Genomic DNA, 18,446 nt, shown 5'->3' with positions numbered 1-18,446 from the left:
CGCTACTCCGTCGAATCGAAATCGTCCTCCTTGGTGCCGAGCAGCGAGGCGACGGTGCGCAGGCCGGCATCGAGCTGCTCGGGCGAAGGCGGGGCGAGGGCGAGCCGCACCGCGTTCGGCGCGTGTCCATGCGCGATCGCGAAGGTCGAGGACGGCGTCAGCGCGATGCCGCGCCGGGCGGCGGCGGTGACGAAGGTCTGCGAGCGCCAGTGCGGGGGCAGCGTCAGCCACAGATGATAGGACCGCGGGTCGGCGGCGAGCTGGTAGCCGGCGAGCAGCCTTGCGGCGGTCTGCTGGCGGCGCGCCGCGTCGATGCGTTTCAGCCGCGTCAGCTCGGCGACGGTCCCGTCGGCCATCAGCCGCTGCCCGGCCGCCAGCGCGTGGCCGGAGGCGATCCAGCTGCCGGTGCGGACCGCGCTCATCATGCTATCGCGCAAGTGAGGCGGCGCGACGAGAATGCCGAGCGCAAGGCCCGGCGCGACCTTCTTGGACAGGCTGTCGATCACGATGCAGCGGTCCGGCCCGAGCGCAGCCAGCGGCGTGTCGTCGGCGAGGAAGCCGTAGACGGCGTCCTCGATGATGGTGAGATCGAGCTTCTCGGCGACGCGCATGATGTCGGCGCGCCGCGTCGCGTTCATGGTCACGCCGAGCGGGTTCTGGATGATGGGTTGGAGATACAGGGCCGACAAATGCGCCTCGCGATGCGCCTTCTGGATGGCGTCGGGGCGCACGCCGAATTCGTCCATCGCAAGCGGCACCAGCGTGATGCCGAGCCGCGCGGCAATGCTCTTGACGTAAGGGTAGGTCAGCGCCTCGACGCCGCAGCGGCCGCCGGTGGGAACGAGCGCCGCGAGCGCGGCGGCGAGTGACTGCTTGCCGTTGGAGGTGAAGAATATCTGCTCGGGCTGCGGCGCATAATCCTTGCGCGCGAGATAGGCGGCGGCCGCGACGCGCGCGCTCTTCGTGCCGGTGCTGGTCGACACCCGCAGCGCCGATTCGAGCGTGTCGATGCGCTCGAGCCCCGCAAGGCTCTTGGCGATCATCGCCCATTGCTGCGGCAACAGCGGATAATTGGCCTCGAAATTGATCCGCGCCTCGACCGGCTCGCTCATCGTTTCGACGGGACGCCTGACGTCGCCGGAGATGAAGGTGCCGCGGCCGACCTCGCCGACGACGAGCCCGCGGCGGAGCAATTCCGTGTAAACCCGGCTCGCGGTCGAGACCGCGATGCCGCGGTCATAGGCAAAATCGCGCTGCGGCGGCAGCCGGTCGCCGGGCCTTAACGTGCCGTTAGTGATATCGGCCGCAATGGCATCGGCGAGCTTCACATACTCGAACTTGGACATATTGCACCGAGAGCAATGTTTTACTTGCTCCGAGCAATGTACTGGAGCATTTAAGTTCCATCAAGTCCGCGATTGAGCCGAGGGTAGCGAGAGTAACCCGATGGCAAATGAGGTGCAGGCGCTGAATGCGCCGGCGCCAACGGCATCTGCTTCGCCGCGCGGAACGACAGACCGGAGAAGAGAATGACCACGATCTCGCAAACTGCCGGGCGGAATTTACGCCCATCTTCATCGAGCGGATTTCTCAGCGCGCTCGCCCATAGCGTCTCGGTGCTGTTCAACCGCCTGGAGCGCCGCTCCGCCGTCAAGACGCTGAACGAGCTCGACGACCGTGCCCTGCGCGACATCGGCATCACCCGCAGCCAGATCGAGGATGCGGTGTACGGGCAGTTCAAGGCCGAGCTTTCGCGGTATCTGTGAACTTGCATGCTCGTGTCCCGGACGCGCTGCAGCGCTCTTGCGCTGCTGCGCAGAGCCGGGACCCAGCAAGCCGCGGCACGTGCTGATGCATGAGCCCCGGCTCTGCAGCGCACCGCTGAAGTAGCGCTGCGCTGCGTCCGGGGCACGAGAGTTGGGTCATGGCAGATACTGTCTGCACGTCGTCATTAGCGATGCTCCAGTGCACATCCCAGCGGCGGTGCGTAGGGTGGGCAAAGGCGCATAGCGCCGTGCCCACGATCTCCTTCGATGAGCCACAGGGCGTGGGCACGCTTGCGCTTTGCTCACCCTACGAGATCGAGCTTGTGGCACGCAGCTCATGTCGTAGACACGCCTCGCGGCCTCGCGGCGCATCTTGCCCGAGCTTTGCGTTTGTCGCCTCACCCTCTGAAATGAAAGAGGGCGCAGGGAAGACCGGGAGCCCGCAGGCACCCGAGGTCCACTGTGCGAATCTGCGTGGTGAGAAGCTGCACAGCGGCATACAGGTGTAGCCAGGACATCCCGGCCTTCCCTGCGCAGTGGTTTGACGGCTTATGTCGTGCTCTCCCCGGGGAGCGATGCACTATTGCCCCCGTCGCCTTGCGGATGGCTGATGCGCGTGCCCGGTCGGGCCGCCGCATCACCGCAACACTTGGCGCACAGACCCCGGGCGCCAGGACCACACGATTTTGCCGTACGCCGATCACACCCGTCATTGGCGCGATGGTTTTCGCTCACGGTTACCCGCCCTGCGAACCTTCCACGCCGGTGTGACCCGCGTCCACCGCCGCCCGGCCCGCGTTCGTGACGATCGCGATACGCCCCTCTTCCTTGGGCCGGGTTGCCGCAACACCTACGCCGTTTCCGAATTTCGGTAAAGCGGAATATTTTACGCGAGGCGGATTGTCCTATCGCTGGGGTGTTTTGCCCGTCGGGCAACGCGATATCTTGTAGCCCGGATGAGCGAAGCGAGATCCGGGATTCGCGGCAGGAGCGGTCCCGGGTGTCGCTTCCGCCTTGGCTCGATGAGCTACGGCGGACAAGTCGCTCACCCGGGCTACGAGCGTATTGATCGAGCCCTCAATGCCTCACCACCAGCACCGAGCATTTGGCGTAGCGGACCACGTGGCCGGCGTTGGAGCCGAGGAAATAGGTGCGCATCGCCGGGCGGTGCGAGGTCATGACGATCAGGTCGGCCTTCATCTGCGCGGCTTCTTCCAGGATCTCGTGATAGATGCCGCCCTGGCGCACCACGCTGGAGATGCGGGATGCCTCGATGCCGGATTCGCGCGCGACGATGGCAAGGGCCTCTTCCGAGGTCTGACGTTGCTGCTCGTCGAAATCGGCCGGGACATATTCGGCCAGCATCACCGGTGTCATCGGCAGCACGTTGAGCAGCCGCACCTGGCCGCTCCAGGTCTGCGACAACGTCGCCGCGGTCGCGATCGCCGGCTTGGCGAGATCGGTGTCGGCGAGGTCAATGGGCACGAGGATGGACTTGAACATCTGCGCCTCCAAATCTCCAGGTCGCTACGTCCGGCCGGCACGTCGCGCGATCAGCCCAATCGAAGCAGCTTATCTAAGCAGCTCATCTAAGCAACTTGGGGCTGACGAACAGCACCAGCTTGCCGCGGCGGTAGGCCACGTCTCCCCAATCCTTGACGTCAAAGTCGAAGACCGCAAGCCCCGCCGTGGGCAGGTTGTCGCCGAGCGCCCTGGCGCCATCGGGATCGCCGCCGCCGGTCAGCATCAGGGCGATCTCGTGCATGCCGGGATTGTGGCCGATCAGCAGCAATTGCTTGGGATCGCCTGGGGCCGTTGCAGTGCGAATGGCGTCGAGGATCTCCGCGGGATCGGCGCCGTAGAGTTCCGGCACGACCTCGACCTGCGGCGCAGGGACGCGGTCCTTCATTGCCTCCCAGGCGATGTCCCAGGTCTGCCGGGCGCGCACGGCGTGCGACACCAGCACGGCATCGGGGAAGGGGGGATGGGAGGCGATCCAATCGCCGATCTGCGCGGCATCCTTGTGGCCGCGCTCGTCGAGCCGGCGGTCCTGGTCACGGCCGCTCGGCGCGTCGGTCTCGGTCTTGGCGTGACGCAGCAGCATCAAACGGCGCATGGCATTCTCGAATCGTTTCGCGTCCAGGATAATCTACAGGCGCCGGCTGAGGACAAGGTGACAAGCGGCCTGTGGGTATCCTAAGAAACGCCATGAGCGAGACTTTCACAAGCGCGTCCCAGGACGAAGCCGGCTTTCGCGACCGCACACGACTGTCGTTCGATCTCGACGCCGACATCTGCGTGATCGGTGCGGGGCTCGCCGGGCTGTCCGTCGCGCTGGAAGCGGCCCGGCTCGGGGCCAGCGTCGCGGTGCTCGAGGGCCGCCATATCGGCTGGAACGCCTCCGGCAACCAGCTCGGCACCGTGATGCCGGGTTTCGCGCTGCCGCTCGCCGACCTGATCGAACGCATCGGCTTCGAGGACGCGCGCGAATTGTGGACGCTGTCGCAGGAGGGCGCCGAGTTCGTCCGCGCCAATGCCACCGAAGAGAACATGCCGGGCATCGGCCTCACCGAGGGCGTTCTGGAGGTCTCCAACGTCGATGTCGGCGACCGTCTGATCAGCCGGTTGCAGATGCTGAACGAGGATTTCGACACCGAGGTCGAGGGCTGGCAGGTCGATCGCGTCCGAGGGCTGCTCAAGACCGATCGCTACTTCCACGGCGTGTATTATCCAAAAGCGTTCCAGGTCGACGGCCGCAAATATGTGCATGGCCTGGCGGCGCTGGCACGCCGCGCAGGGGCGCGCATCTTCGAGGACACGCCGGTGGTCAGCATCGATCATTCCGGCATCCGCAAGCGCATCGTCACACCCTCGGCGCGGCTGCGAGCGACCCACATCGTGCTCGCGGGCAACATCCATCTTGGCTCGCCGTTGCAGCGCCTGTCGGAGACGCTGCTGCCGGTCTGGCGCTATGCCGGCATCACCGCGCCGCTCGGCGAGCGGGTGCACGAGATCATCGCCTTCAAGGGATCCGTGATGGATTCCGACGGTGTCGACCAATTCCGGATCGTCGACGGCGACCGGCTGATGTGGGAGAGCCCGGAGACCACCTGGGCGGCGCGTCCGCAGCGCTTCGCAGGCGCCGTGAAGCGGCGGATACGCACGATCTTTCCGGAACTCGGCAATGTCGAGATCACCGAGATGTTCGGCGGCGCCACCGGCCAGACCGTGCACGGCATGCCGCAGATCGGCCAGCTTCGCAAAGGCCTGTGGGTGGCGAGCGGGTTCGGCCGCCAGGGCATGAACACCTCGGGCATGGCCGGACAGATGATCGCGCGCAGCATCCTGTGGGGCGAGGAGCGCTGGAAGCTGTTTTCGCCGTTCGAACTGGTCTGGGCGGGCGGCGCCACCGGGCGCGTCGCGGGCCAGCTGGTCGGCATCTGGAACAGGGCGAGCTCCGCCGCCGCGGGCTCGCTCGCCCGCTATCGGGAGCGTGCCAGGATCAAGGACAGGGAACGCGAGGCGCGCCTCGCCGAAGCCAACCGGGCCGCCGGCACCGGCCGGCGCCGTCCGCCGCCCGGCGTGCGGCCGGCGCGGCCGCCCAAGCCCGCGGTCGAAGCGGCGGAACCAGTCGCCCACGACGACCGCGTCTCGCAATAAGTTGACAGAAATTCCGCCCGGACCTGTAACGTCGGCCGTTAGAGTCCGTATCTCAGGGCGAAGACGTCCCGCGCACGGAGAATGACATGTTTGACCGCCGCATCCTGCTGACGACCGTCGCCGGCCTGTTCGGCCTTTCGGCCTTCCGCTGGCTGAGAACATCCCCGGCTGAAGCCGGCGAGAAGGCCGCGCAAAAGTTCGAGATCACGAAGACGGAGGCCGAGTGGCGCGCCCAGCTGACGCCGCAGCAATATGAGATCCTGCGCAATCACGGCACCGAGCGGCCCGGCTCCAGCCCGCTCCTGAAGGAGCACCGCAAGGGCACCTTCGCCTGCGCCGGCTGCGACCTGCCGCTGTTCGCCTCCGAGACCAAGTTCGAGAGCGGCACGGGTTGGCCGAGCTTCTATGCGCCGATCGAGGGTAATGTCGGCAAGACCGTGGACCGCACCTACGGCATGGTCCGCACCGAGGTGCATTGCCGCCGCTGCGGCGGCCATCTCGGCCACGTCTTCGACGATGGCCCGAAGCCGACGGGATTGCGTTACTGCATCGACGGTTTCGGGCTGGTCTTCCATCCCGCCGCGGCGTCGGCGACGTAAAGAGCAATGTCGGGGATCACCTCTCCCCGACGGGGAGAGGTCGGATTGCGCAGCAATCCGGGTGAGGGCCGCGGCATCCAGTGAGGCCAGAACCCCTCACCCGGACCGCATCTTCGATGCGATCCGACCTCTCCCTACGGGACAGGTGAACGGAGTTCTCGGCACGCACCGATCCAACCAAAAGACATTCCGCTTTGAGGTCTCGTATCGTGCCCTCAACGACAGTTTCTCCCGGCAATTGTTGCCGGGCCCGGCAAATGTGCCCCGGTCGTCAGGCCGGGGCTTTTTCATTAAGTCATTGATATCCTGAAGATACCCGCATTGGCATGGCCCTTGCGATTGTCTCCTCCGATTGCGGCCATGGTCGACCGGCCGCCGGGATCGGATTTGGAGACAAAGTTATGGGTATCTTCGATGCAATGAACACCTCGGTGGGTGGCCTGCAGGCGCAGTCGTTCGCGCTCCAGAACATTTCCGGCAACATCGCGAACTCATCCACCACCGGTTACAAGGGCATCGGCACCAGCTTCGTCGACCTCATCCCGGACTCATCGGTCCCGAGCAAGCAGGTTGCAGGCGGCGTGCAGGCCAACGCGAAGGCCACCATCACCACGCAGGGCACGATCTCGTCCTCCACCGTCGCCACCAACATGGCGATCACCGGCGACGGCTTCTTCTCGATCCAGAAGGCAAGCGGCGTCGTCGACAACGTGCCGGTGTTCACCGGCGTCACCTATTACACGCGGCGCGGCGACTTCCAGCTCAATGCCAACGGCAATCTGGTCAACGGCGCCGGCTATTACCTGATGGGCGTCACGGTCGACCCGAAGACCGGCAACCCGACCGGCAGCGTGGCGAACGTGCTGCAGTTCCAGAACAACTTCATTCCGGCGCAGGCGACCACGTCGATCCAGTACGCGGCGAACCTGCCGACCCAGCCGAACACGGTGGCGAAGACCACGGCCTCGACCGGCACCTTGCTCGCGGCCGGCGGCCTGAACCCGTCCGATTTCGCCGCCAACCCGCTGCCGGTCGGCACGCCGCCGGCACCCTATGCCAACGCGACGGTCTCGGGTGCGGCCGCAACCGGCAACATCCGCTCGGCCTACTCGTCGACGACCGCCACGGGCACGGTGGCGCTGCAGAACAATTCCTCGGCGGTGGCCTCGACGACCACATCGCTCGACAATGCCGCCGGCACGCATCTGGCTTCCAGCATTCTGACCGCGTTGAGCGGCCAGACGCTGACCATCAACGGCAACACCATCACGTTCAACGGCGGCACCACGGTCTCGACCGTCGGCAGCAACACCACGATCGGCCTCGGTGCGGGCACCACGGCGACCGTGGCCGACATCCTCAATGCGATCCAGACCGCCGGCGGCGCCGGCGTCACTGCCTCGCTCTCGGTCAGCGGCAATATCCAGATCGCGAGCGGCACCGGCACGGACGTCGCGATCGGCAGCGGCACGGCCGCCACCGCGCTCGGCATCAGCAGCGTGACACGCGGCGGCAACGTGCTGTCGTCGCCGGCGATCTCCGGCGCGACCGTGTTGAGCGGCAGTGCAACGCCCGGCGGCGCCCAGGTGCTCACATCCGGCTTCTCCGCCGGCGATACCATCACCGTCAACGGCCAGACGCTGACCTTCATGGCCTCGGGCGCTTCCGGTGCGAACCAGATCAACGTCACCGACAACGTGACGACCCTGCTCGGCAAGATCGATGCGCTCTCCGGCGCCTCGGGGTCGTCGGTCAGCAGCGGCGGCGTGATCACGCTGAACACCGGCACCGTCTCCAACCTGGTGGTGTCCAGCTCCAACAGCGCCGCCTTCTCCGCGCTCGGCTTCACCTCGACCATCACCAGGAATCGCGAGGGTGGCGGCACGGCCGGCACCGGCGGCGTGATCGGCAACGACATCTCCACCTTCACCAAGGAATCGATCAGCGGAGGCGCGGTGACCGCCTATAACGCCGCCGGCACGCCGGTGAACCTGCAGCTGCGCTGGGCCAAGACCGACAGTGCCTCGCTGGGCGCCGGTCATTCGGATAGCTGGAACCTGTTCTACCAGACCGACCCGAACGCGACCGGAACGACGGTCGGCTGGGTCAACACCGGTCAGACCTTCACCTTCGCCGCCGACGGCTCGCTGACCTCGCCGAGCGGCTCGGGCATCACCATCAACAACGTCACCGTCAGCGGCCAGTCGCTCGGCTCGGTCGCCTTCAACATCTCCTCGGGCGGGCTGACGCAATATGCCAGCACCAGCGGCGCGGTGACCATCAACACCATCACGCAGAACGGTTATGCCGCCGGCCAGCTTCGCTCGGTCGCCGTCAACAACAACGGCGTCGTGGTCGGCACATTCTCGAACGGCCAGAACCTGAACCTCGCCCAGGTGCAGCTGTCGCACTTCAACGGCACCAACTACCTGAAGGCGATGGACGGCGGCGCCTATGCCGCGACCGAGCAGTCGGGTGACGCCATCGACGGCGCTTCGGGCACCATCAGCGGCTCGTCGCTGGAGGGATCCAATACCGACATCGCCGACGAGTTCACCAAGCTGATCGTGACGCAGCAGGCCTATTCGGCCAACACCAAGGTGATCACGACCGCGAATTCGATGGTGCAGGATCTCTTGAACGTGTTGCGCTGATCGGCGCATGAGGCAACCAAAGGCGGGCCAGTGATATGGGTTTGAGTTCAGCCCTCGCCAGTGCGATGAGCGGCCTGCGTGCCAACCAGGCCGCGCTCTCGATCGTCTCCTCGAACGTCGCGAATGCGCAGACGCCGGGTTACGTCGTCCAGACCCCGAACCAGATCGAGGTCACCACCGGCGAGTTCGGCTCGACGGCGATGACCACCGGCGTCAGCCGCCTGCTCGACACCTACGTGCAGAACCAGCTGCGGACCGAGACCGGCGGCAGCGGCTACGCCGATCAGATGGCCAACATCCTGAAGCAGCTTCAGAATGTCTATGGCACGCCCGGCAATTCCGGCACGCTCGAAAGCGCGCTGAACAAGTTCACCACGGCGCTTCAGGCGCTGTCGACCAGCTCGGGTTCGTCGTCGGCGCAGACCGTCGCGCTCGGGGCTGCGCAAGCGCTCGCGACGCAGCTCAACGTCACCACCAAGGGCATCCAGTCGCTGCGCTCCAACGTCGAGCAGGATCTCGGCAATTCGGCGCAGGCCGCCAATGCGGCCATGAAGCAGATCGCCGACATCAACACCAGGCTCCAGGGCCTGGGGGCCAACGATCCTTCGGCCGCAACGCTGATGGACCAGCGCGACCAGGCCATCAACACGCTGTCGAAATATGTCGACGTCCGCGTCACCACCGACAACTCGAACCAGGCCAATATCTACACCACGACCGGCATTCAGCTGGTCGGCGCCGGGCTCGCCTCGGAATTCTCCTTTGCTTCCGCCGGCGCGCTGTCGGCGACGTCGCTCTACAACATCGACCCGGCCAAGTCCGGCGTCGGCGCGTTCAACATCAAGCTGCCGAATGGATCGCAAGTCGACGTCGTCGCCAACAACGTGGTGTCGTCCGGTCAGATCGCGGCCGACCTGAAGCTGCGTGACGACATTCTGGTGCAGGCGCAAAACCAGATCGACCAGCTCGCCGCCACCATGGCGAGCGCGCTGTCCGACAAGACCACGGCGGGCAGCACGGTCTCCGGCCCGCCGGCCGGCTTCGATCTCGAGCTCGCCGGTGCGCTGCCGGGCAACACGGTCAACATCACCTATACGGACACGGCGACCAACACGCAGCGCCAGATCACGCTCGTCAACGTGACCGACCCCGCCGCGCTGCCGCTCCAGAACGCGACCAACGCCAACCCGATGCGGATCGGCGTCGACTTCGCCGGCGGCATGGGCGCGATCGCCTCTGCACTCAACACCGCGCTGCCGAGCGCGCATCTGTCGTTCTCCGCCGCCCCGTCGCCGGCGACAGCCACGACGCTGCGGGTGACCGACGACAACACCGGGCTTGCCAAGGTCGGTTCGGCCTCGACCACCAAGACGATCTCGTCGCTGACCTCGGGCAATCCGCAGCTGCCGCTGTTCACCGACGGCGGGCAGGCGCTATACACCGGCGCGATCACGGCGTCGGGCTCGCAGATGACCGGTCTTGCCGGGCGCATCGCCGTGAACACGCAACTGGTGACCGATCCCACCCGGATGTCGGTCTACAATACCTCGCCGGTGACGCCCGCAGGCGACACCACGCGTTCGGACTATCTCTATTCGCAGCTCACCAGTGCAGTGTTCTCCTACTCGCCGCAGAGCGGCCTCGGCTCGGCGAGCCAGCCCTTCACCGGCAGCGTCTCGAATTTTCTCCAGCAGTTCCTGAGCGTGCAGGCCAACGCCGCGACCCAGGCGACCCAGCTCCAGCAGGGCCAGAGCGTCGTGGTCTCGACGCTCCAGGCCAAGTTCGACTCGACCTCGAAGGTCAATTTGGACTCGGAGATGTCGAACCTGATCCAGCTTCAGAATGCCTATGCCGCCAACGCCCATGTCATGTCGGTGGTGCAGAGCATGATGAACACGTTGATCCAGGCTCAATTGTAACCAGTAACAGGGCTCTGAAAGATGTCGATCAGCAGCATCAACTACTCCTCGTCGATTCTCGGCGCGCAGATCCGCAACATCAATCAGCAGCTCACCGACCTCTCGACGCAGCTCTCGACGGGCAAGCTGTCGCAGAACTATGCCGGCATGGGCACCAACGAGGGCTTTGCGATCGCCGGGCGCGCGCAGCTCTCCAACATCGCCGCCTATACCGACACGATCACCAACGTCAACGTCAGCATCAACCTCGCCAATACCGCGCTGCAGTCGCTGACCAAGATTCGCAGCACGGTGCAGACCGGCTCGGCGTCGACCGCGCAGGACCTCAACGTCAACGGCCAGACGATTGCCCAGAACACCGCCGCCGCCCAGTTCGGCTCGATGATCGGTGTCCTCAACACGCAGACCGGCAGCCGCTATCTGTTCTCCGGAACGGCCGTCAACACCCAGTCGGTCGCCGATGCCGGCGACATCATCAACGGCACCACGACGCAGGCCGGCTTCAAGACCGTGATGGCGGAGCGCCAGGCCGCCGATCTCGGAGCCAACGGCATGGGGCGGCTGGTGCAGACGCAGCCGACGCCGAGCTCGGTGCAGGTCTCCGAGGACGTCGCCGGATCGCCGTTCGGGCTCAAGATCAAGGCGGTGTCCTCGACGCTGACCGGCGCGACCGTCACCGGCCCAGCCGGCTCGCCGGTGTCGTTCTCGGTCGACCTCAACGGCGTCAACCCGAACAACGGCGACAAGCTGAGCATCCAGTTCACGCTGCCGGACGGCACCACCGAGCAGATCGACCTGACCGCGTCCTCGGCGACGCCGACCCCGCTCGGCAGCTTCGCGATCGATGCGAGCACCCCGGTCAACCCCGACAACACTGCCGCGAACCTCAACACGGCGCTGAACACCGCGATTACCAAGCTCGCCAACACCTCGCTGGTGGCGGCGTCGGCAATCGTCGCCGGCGACAATTTCTTCAACACCGCGAGCTCGGCGAGCGGCACGCCCGTCAACAACCAGGCTGCAATACCCGCGCCGATCAGCGGCACGACGGCGCTGTCAGGCGCGAGCCCCTCGGACTCGATCTCGCCGGGCTTCGTCGCGGGCGACACCATCACCGTCAACGGCACCACGCTGACCTTCGTGGCTTCAGGGGCGACCGGCAACCAGCTCAACGTCACCGACAGTATCCAGGCGCTGATGAGCAAGATCGACCAGATCACGGGCACGTCGAAGCCCTCGACCATTCATGGCGGCGCGATCACTGTCAACACCGACGATGCGGCCAGCCTCAGCATCACGACCTCGAACACGGGTGCGCTGGGCGCGCTCGGCTTCGGCTCGACCCCGGTCACCGCCACCCAGCCGCCGCTGCGCGTCGGCTCCTCGCCGGCGAGCTCGGCCACCACGCTGGTGAACGGCTCGGCCAACACGGTGAAGTGGTATCTCGGCAATGACGGCCCCGGCTCGCCGCGGTCGACCGCGATGGCGCGGGTGGACGATGCGATCACGGTGCAGTACGGCGCCCAGGCGAACGAGGATGCGATCCGCCGGCAATTGCAGGCGATCGCGGTGTTCGGGACCTTCTCGACCTCGCCGACCGGGCAGTATTCGGGCGGGCAGGTCTCGGCGCTGAGCCTGCGCACGACCCAGGCGCTGACCCAGCAGCCGGGGCAGCAGCGCATCGAGGACATCCAGACCGACATCGCGATGGCCCAGAACACGATGAAGGACGCGAGCACGCGCCAGACCCAGGCCAAGGCGCAGCTCCAGACCATCATCGACCAGGCGGAATCGGCCTCGCCCGACCAGGTCGCCAGCGAGATCCTGGCGCTGCAGAACGCGCTGCAGGCGTCCTATCAGGTGACCTCGAACCTGGCGCAGCTCTCGCTGGTCAAGTTCCTGTAGGGCCGGCCGCGTTAAGACGCCGTTAACCATGCCTCTTTACCTCTTGGTGAGGATTGCAAGCGGGGGCGGAGCGGGCGATGTCGGACAGGATGCAGCTGGTGGTGGCGACGCCGTGCTTCGGCGGGCAGGTGTCGAGCATCTATGCGAGCTCGATCTTCGCGCTGCAGCGCGCCGTGCACGGCATGTCCAATCTCGAACTCAAGGTGCTCTTGCGCGACGGCGACGCGCTGATCACCCGGGCGCGGGCCAACCTTGTCGCGATGTTCCTGGATGATCCCAGGGCGACGCATTTCCTGTTCGTCGATGCCGATATCGGCTTCAAGGCGGAGCAGGTGTTCCGGCTGATCGAATGCGGCGCGGACGTCGTTGCCGGCTGCTATCCGATCAAGCGGGTCAATTGGGACAAGGCCGCGCGGGCGATCCAGTCGGGGCGGGCCGATGTGCCGGCCGCCTCGCTCGATTACGTGCTCGAGATCGAGGATCCCGACCGCATCGTCGTGGTCAACGGCTTCACCCGCGTGCGCTATGCCGGCACCGGCTTCCTGATGATCCGCCGCCACGTGCTGGAGGCGATGTGCCGCCACCCCGACTATGCCAATTTGCAGTTTTTCCGCGAGCATTCGCACGATACGTTGGCGGCGAGCCGGAACCGGTTCGCGCTGTTCGAATGCATGATCGATCCGGCGACCGGCACGTATCTTTCCGAGGACTTCGCCTTCTGCAAGCGCTGGACCGACATCGGCGGCGAGATCTGGGCCGATATCCAGAGCTCGCTCGACCATGTCGGGCCGTCGGTATTCTACGGCGACATTGCCTCGCAATTCGCGCCGGCGCCCGCAGCGACCGCCGACGCAGCGTGAGTGCTCCGGGATGAGTGGCGGCGCATCCCGTTTGTCGGAATCCGAGAGCGCGTCCGGCGGCGGCTCGCGCTACCGCCTGCGCGATCTCTTCACGCCTCTGGAGACGCTGCTCGCCTCCGGCGGCGATCCGCGGCTGACGCTCGACGCAGGCGATCGCGTCAACGCCTATGGCTGCACGGCCTCGCCGGAGCCGGAGGTCTGGGAGTTCGCCTCTTCGACCGCATCGACGATCTCGCAGGCGGCGTATGACCGTGCCGCGCTGGCCCGCGAAGAGCTGATGCACAAGTGCCTGTTCGACGAGGTCGAGGTCGCCTTCGATGCGCGCTGCGAGGATATGCGCGAGGAGCTGCGCGGCCATCTCCAGCTCTCGGCGCGCGTCGACGTGGTGTTCTCGCCCTCAGGCACGGACTCCCAGCTCCACGCCCTGTTCCTGGCGCGCACGATGCTCGGCGCGCCGCCGGTGACGATCGTGGTCGGCGCCGACCAGACCGGTAGCGGGACCGCCCATACCGCACGGGGACATCATTTCAGCGCCATGACGGCGAGCGGCCTTGCCGTTCGCAAGGACCGCCCGGTTGCCGGGCTCGCCGGCGCCAGTCTTGCGGTGCCACTGCGCGAGGCGGGGGCCGGGACGGCGATGCGCGCGGACGCCGACGAGGCGGTGCTGCATGCGGTCGAGGCCACGATCGCGCAAGGCGCGCCAGTGCTGCTCCAGATCATGGACTGCTCGAAGCTCGGATGGCGCGCGCCGAGCGCGGCCTGCCTCGATGAGATCGCGCGGCGTTGGCCGCGCCAGGTTCAGGTCGTCGTTGATGCCTGCCAGGCCCGGCTCGGCCGCCGCCGCCTGCGCTCCTATCTCGACCGCGGCTACATGGTGCTGATCACCGGCTCGAAATTCTTCGGAGGGCCGGCGTTCAGCGGTGCGCTGCTGGTGCCCAAGGGCCTCTCGCGCTCGCTCGATCGGGCTGAGGGGATTGCGCCCGGCATCCTCGACTATGCCGGACGTTGCGATTGGCCGATGGCCTGGACGGCGCTGCGTTCGCGCTTCGAACGCCGCCCGAACTTCGGTCAATGGCTGCGCTGGGAGGCGGCGCTCGCCGAAATCGGCAGCTACTACGCCGTCCCCGCCGCATTCCGCGCCGGGATGCTCGCCGAGCTTGCCGCCGGCATCGACAGCATGATCGCGTTGTCCGCCTCGCTTCGCCGTGTTCCAGCGGCGAGCAGCATGGCGGATACGGACGACGAGGAGTTCGCGCAACCCACCATTTTTCCGTTCGCGCTGCTGCGCGACGGCAAGCCGGTCACGATCGCCGAAACCGCGGCCGTTCACCGCGCGCTGGCGCGCGACTTCAGTGAAGAGATCAGCGGCAGCGCGGCGGATCGGGATGTCGCCGCACAGCGCTGCCTGGTTGGCCAGCCGGTCCGGCTGGAGCGGCAGGACGAGACGCCGCAGGCGGTGCTGCGTCTCTGCATCGGCGCACGGCTCGTGACGGAGGCCTGGTCGGCGGACAGGGCGGCGGCGCGACGCAACGTGCAGCAGGTTCTCGACCGCATTGCCCATGTTCTCGTGAAGACCGAGCTGCTGCTCGCCCGTGGCACAGCCGCGGCCGTGCCGGTCAAGACAGCTTTCGAGGTGTGAGATGCAGCATCCGGTTTCCGCGCCGATCGGCTTGAGCCCGGCGAATTTTGCCGACCGCATCGGCTTTGCGCAGCTGACGCGCCGCGCCTTCGAGGGCGTCGATCTGCATCCGTTGCGCGACCAGCTGGTGGCGCGGATCGCGGCCGGGACGGCGCTGGCGGGCGAGGGACTGGATCTGTCGTTGATCACCCAGCTCCTCGGCGACAAGGATCAGGGGCTGGCGATCCAGTCGGAGGTATTGAACTTCCATCAATTGTTCCGAACGCCGAGCCCGGCGCCGAAGCCGGGCCTGCGCCTGCTCGCGCTTGCAGCGGACATCGACATGGGCGGCAACACGCCGATCGATTTCCTGCTCGAAGGCTCCGACGTCGAGCTGTTGACGCTCTACGTGGTCAAGGGTGCCGGCCTGCCGGAAACCTTGCCCGAGCACGACGTCGCCATCGTGGTCGCCTCGGATTCCGAGGAATGCCGCGAGGCGCTCGCTTTGATCGAGAAAGCCGCGCCGCACTGGCCGCGGCCGTTGCTCAACCGTCCCGATCGCATCGGTAATCTCGATCGCGACAAGCTGCACCTTTTGCTGGCCGGCGTGCCGGGCCTGGACATTCCCGCCACCATCCACGCGACGCGCGCGCAATTGTCCGATCTTTCGCAAGGGCAGATTGGCTGCGGCGACATCGCAAGTGAACTGCGCTTTCCGCTCATCGCGCGGCCGCGCGGCTCGCATGCGGGCGTCGGGCTTGCGAAGCTCGACGACGCGGCGGCGCTCGCGTCCTATCTTGCCGAGCGTGGCGAACAGGATTTCTTCGTCGCGCGTTTCGTCGACTACGTGAATGCTGACGGACTCTACCGCAAATACCGCCTCGCCATGGTCGACGGCAGGCCTTACGCCTGTCACATGGCGATCGCCGACCGCTGGGACATCTGGTATCTCAACGCCTACATGGCGTTCAGCGAGGAGAAGCGGGCGGAGGAAGCCGTCTTCATGCGCGACTTCGACACCGCCTTTGCCGCGCGCCATGAGCGCGCGCTCGACGAGATGAGCAGGCGCGTCGGCCTCGATTACTTCATCGTCGATTGTGCCGAGAACGACAAGGGCGAGCTCCTGGTGTTCGAGGCCGACAACACGGCCGTCGTGCACAACATGGATTCGCCTGATGTGTTTCCCTACAAGCCGCCGCAGATGCGCAAGATCTTTGCCGCGTTCACGGCGATGCTGTCGCGGCACGCAAAGACCGGCAGGGAGAGCGCGGCATGAACGAGATCATCCGCGACACGCAAAGCTCCCTCACGGGCAGTTCGCTCGATCCGCAGGACTGGAGCGAATTTCGCGCGCTCGCCCATCGCATGCTGGACGAGACGATCGACGGCATCGCCAACGTTCGGGCACGCCCGGTCTGGCGGCCAATTCCCGACGAGGCTCGCGCAGCATTCAGGACCGACGTGCCGCGCGAGGCGAGCGACCTCGCCGAGGTCTATCGCGAGTTCACCGAGCACGTCGCGCCCTATGCGACCGGCAACGTTCATCCCGGCTTCATGGGCTGGGTGCATGGCGGCGGCACGGCGGTGGGCATGCTGGCGGACATGCTCGCGGCGGGCCTCAACGCCAATCTCGGCGGACGCGACCACATGCCGATCGAGGTCGAGCGACAGATTGTCGAATGGATGCGCCGCCTGTTCGCGTTTCCCGACGGCGCGAGCGGCATCTTCGTCACGGGCACCTCGATGGCCAATCTGATGGCGGTGCTGGTGGCGCGCACGGCTGCGCTCGGCACGTCGGCGCGCCAGCACGGCATTGGCAATGACGGCGCGCTGCTCACGGCCTATACGTCGCAGGCTGCGCATGGCTGCGTGTCGAGGGCGATGGACATTGCCGGGTTCGGCACCGATGCACTGCGCAAGATCGGCTTCGATACCGATCATCGCATCGACGTCGCCGCGCTACGCACGCAGATCGCCGTCGATCGCGAGATCGGCTTCAAGCCGTTCCTGGTTGTCGCCTCCGCCGGCACCGTCGATATCGGTGCGGTCGACGATCTCAGGGCGATTGCCGAGCTGTGCCGCGAGGAAGGCATCTGGTTTCACGTCGACGGCGCCTTCGGCGCGCTCGCGATCCTGTCGCCCGAGCTGGCGCCGATGCTCGGCGGCATCGAGCTTGCGGATTCCATTGCGCTCGACTTCCACAAATGGGGACAGGTGCCCTACGACGCAGGCTTCCTGCTGGTGCGCGACGGCGAGCAGCATCGGCAGGCCTTTGCGCAGCCGGCGGCCTATCTGCGCCGCGAGGCGAGGGGACTCGCAGCGGGTGCGGTCTGGCCCTGCGATCTCGGCCCCGATCTGTCGCGCGGCTTTCGCGCATTGAAGACGTGGTTCACGCTGAAGACGTTCGGTATCGATCGGATCGGCGCAGCGATCGCGCGCAGCTGCGCGCTGGCGAAATATCTGGAGGCGCGCGTGCTGGCCGAACCTCGCCTCGAATTGTTGGCGCCGGTCAATCTCAACATCGTCTGCTTCCGCTACCGCGCCGATGATGCGGTCAATCGCGAGATCGTCGCCGACATCCAGGAGGCCGGCATCGCCGCGCCGTCGAGCACGACGCTCGAGGGCAGGTTTGCGATCCGGGCTGCGATCGTCAACCATCGCACCGAGGCGACGGACATCGATGCGCTGGTCTCGGCCGTGCTGGAGTTCGGTGGACGGCGCTGCGGCAACGAACTGGTCGAGGTCGAGGCGCCGCCGCTCGCGGCGCAATGACATCCGTGCCTGGCTGAAACGGCAACGGCCCCGGAGATGATCCGGGGCCGTTGCCGTTCCAAGAAGGCTCGTTGGCGCGGCGTGGCGATGCGAACGCGCCCGGTCAGGCGGCGGAGCTCACGTCGTCCTTGGCCGCTTCCGTCTTGGGATGGGTGGCTTCGAATTGGCTCCGCAGCTTCTCTTCATAGGCAATGAGCTTGCGGGCGTCCTTGAGCGCCCGGTACAGGTCGCCGTTCAGGATGTTGTTGTTGATGCCCTCGATGATGGGCCAGGCGCTCGGCACCGCGGTGACGATATCGCGCACTAGGTTGAAATAGGTGCCGTGCTGGGTCTGCGGATCCGGCGAGATGTACATGAGCTGGACCGCCAGATAGACGAGCTTGGCTGGCGTATCCGCGGTCTCCGGCGTGAGGATGTCACGCTCGCGCAGGATCGGCACGTTGTCACCGTCGATCAAGAGCCGCGCACGCTGGTCCGTGTTGGTAATCACGCAATTGCCGACGATGATGCGTTCGTGCGGTCTGAGCTCGACCTTGAGGGCCATTGCCTGTTCTCCATCAACGCTTTCGTAACCGAGCGTTCGTTGCGGCTCACCAAGGTCCGATTCTCGCTCGGAATGAGTTAACGAGTTGTAAATTCCGTGAATCTACTCGGAAAAGATCAATGTTTTCAACGTCGCGTTGGTCTGGCGAT

At 66.2% G+C, this 18,446-nt stretch carries 14 protein-coding genes; 10 read left to right on the top strand and 4 right to left on the bottom strand.

Features of this window, described 5'->3' with window-relative positions; all coding sequences use genetic code 11:
* Nucleotides 1–2: 2 nt before the first annotated feature.
* Nucleotides 3–1,346 carry an aminotransferase-like domain-containing protein gene (locus AC3WLX_RS11690; protein WP_492336030.1) on the bottom strand — a complete coding sequence of 448 codons (1,344 nt, stop codon included), beginning with the start codon at nucleotides 1,344–1,346 and terminating at the stop codon, nucleotides 3–5.
* A gap of 183 nt (nucleotides 1,347–1,529) precedes the next feature.
* Here AC3WLX_RS11690 and AC3WLX_RS11685 point away from each other — a divergent pair, with 183 nt between their 5' ends.
* Nucleotides 1,530–1,766, top strand: a complete 237-nt coding sequence (locus AC3WLX_RS11685) for a DUF1127 domain-containing protein (RefSeq protein ID WP_291553955.1) — start codon at nucleotides 1,530–1,532, stop codon at nucleotides 1,764–1,766.
* Between the two features lie 1,077 nt (nucleotides 1,767–2,843).
* Here the strand turns inward: AC3WLX_RS11685 and AC3WLX_RS11680 are convergent.
* A complete protein-coding gene (locus tag AC3WLX_RS11680; protein ID WP_291631272.1) occupies nucleotides 2,844–3,269 on the bottom strand; it encodes a universal stress protein in 426 nt (141 codons plus the stop codon).
* Nucleotides 3,270–3,351: 82 nt separating this feature from the next.
* The gene (locus tag AC3WLX_RS11675; RefSeq protein WP_492336029.1) at nucleotides 3,352–3,882 is read right to left on the bottom strand and encodes a SixA phosphatase family protein; all 531 of its coding nucleotides are present in this window, start codon (nucleotides 3,880–3,882) and stop codon (nucleotides 3,352–3,354) included.
* 92 nt (nucleotides 3,883–3,974) lie between these two features.
* On the opposite strand from AC3WLX_RS11675, the gene AC3WLX_RS11670 reads away from it, so the two are divergent.
* The 9 genes from AC3WLX_RS11670 to AC3WLX_RS11630 all read left to right on the top strand — a co-directional run bounded on the left by AC3WLX_RS11670 (nucleotide 3,975) and on the right by AC3WLX_RS11630 (nucleotide 17,753).
* The gene (locus AC3WLX_RS11670) at nucleotides 3,975–5,426 is read left to right on the top strand and encodes an NAD(P)/FAD-dependent oxidoreductase (protein WP_492336028.1); all 1,452 of its coding nucleotides are present in this window, start codon (nucleotides 3,975–3,977) and stop codon (nucleotides 5,424–5,426) included.
* 86 nt (nucleotides 5,427–5,512) lie between these two features.
* Nucleotides 5,513–6,025: a peptide-methionine (R)-S-oxide reductase MsrB gene (gene msrB, locus AC3WLX_RS11665; RefSeq protein WP_492336027.1), complete on the top strand. Its 513-nt coding sequence runs from the start codon at nucleotides 5,513–5,515 to the stop codon at nucleotides 6,023–6,025.
* A gap of 401 nt (nucleotides 6,026–6,426) precedes the next feature.
* Complete coding sequence (locus tag AC3WLX_RS11660) at nucleotides 6,427–8,679, top strand: flagellar hook-basal body complex protein (RefSeq protein WP_492336026.1); 2,253 nt, start codon at nucleotides 6,427–6,429, stop codon at nucleotides 8,677–8,679.
* 35 nt (nucleotides 8,680–8,714) lie between these two features.
* The gene (gene flgK, locus AC3WLX_RS11655) at nucleotides 8,715–10,598 is read left to right on the top strand and encodes a flagellar hook-associated protein FlgK (protein WP_492336025.1); all 1,884 of its coding nucleotides are present in this window, start codon (nucleotides 8,715–8,717) and stop codon (nucleotides 10,596–10,598) included.
* A gap of 21 nt (nucleotides 10,599–10,619) precedes the next feature.
* On the top strand, nucleotides 10,620–12,503 hold the full coding sequence (locus AC3WLX_RS11650) for a flagellar protein (RefSeq protein WP_492336024.1): 1,884 nt from the start codon (nucleotides 10,620–10,622) through the stop codon (nucleotides 12,501–12,503).
* 77 nt (nucleotides 12,504–12,580) lie between these two features.
* Nucleotides 12,581–13,363 carry a hypothetical protein gene (locus AC3WLX_RS11645; protein WP_492336023.1) on the top strand — a complete coding sequence of 261 codons (783 nt, stop codon included), beginning with the start codon at nucleotides 12,581–12,583 and terminating at the stop codon, nucleotides 13,361–13,363.
* A gap of 10 nt (nucleotides 13,364–13,373) precedes the next feature.
* Nucleotides 13,374–15,002, top strand: a complete 1,629-nt coding sequence (locus AC3WLX_RS11640) for a hypothetical protein (protein ID WP_492336022.1) — start codon at nucleotides 13,374–13,376, stop codon at nucleotides 15,000–15,002.
* A gap of 1 nt (nucleotide 15,003) precedes the next feature.
* Nucleotides 15,004–16,257, top strand: a complete 1,254-nt coding sequence (locus AC3WLX_RS11635) for an ATP-grasp domain-containing protein (protein WP_492336021.1) — start codon at nucleotides 15,004–15,006, stop codon at nucleotides 16,255–16,257.
* A complete protein-coding gene (locus AC3WLX_RS11630; RefSeq protein WP_492336020.1) occupies nucleotides 16,254–17,753 on the top strand; it encodes a pyridoxal phosphate-dependent decarboxylase family protein in 1,500 nt (499 codons plus the stop codon). The genes AC3WLX_RS11635 and AC3WLX_RS11630 overlap by 4 nt, the downstream gene beginning before the upstream one ends.
* Before the next feature lie 103 nt (nucleotides 17,754–17,856).
* On the opposite strand, the gene flbT is transcribed toward AC3WLX_RS11630, so the two are convergent.
* Nucleotides 17,857–18,297, bottom strand: a complete 441-nt coding sequence (gene flbT / locus AC3WLX_RS11625; RefSeq protein ID WP_291624596.1) for a flagellar biosynthesis repressor FlbT — start codon at nucleotides 18,295–18,297, stop codon at nucleotides 17,857–17,859.
* Nucleotides 18,298–18,446 lie beyond the last annotated feature (149 nt).

It is taken from the genome of Bradyrhizobium sp. FW305-F6 (assembly GCF_058782905.1).
This window is presented reverse-complemented; position numbering and strand designations above follow the sequence as displayed.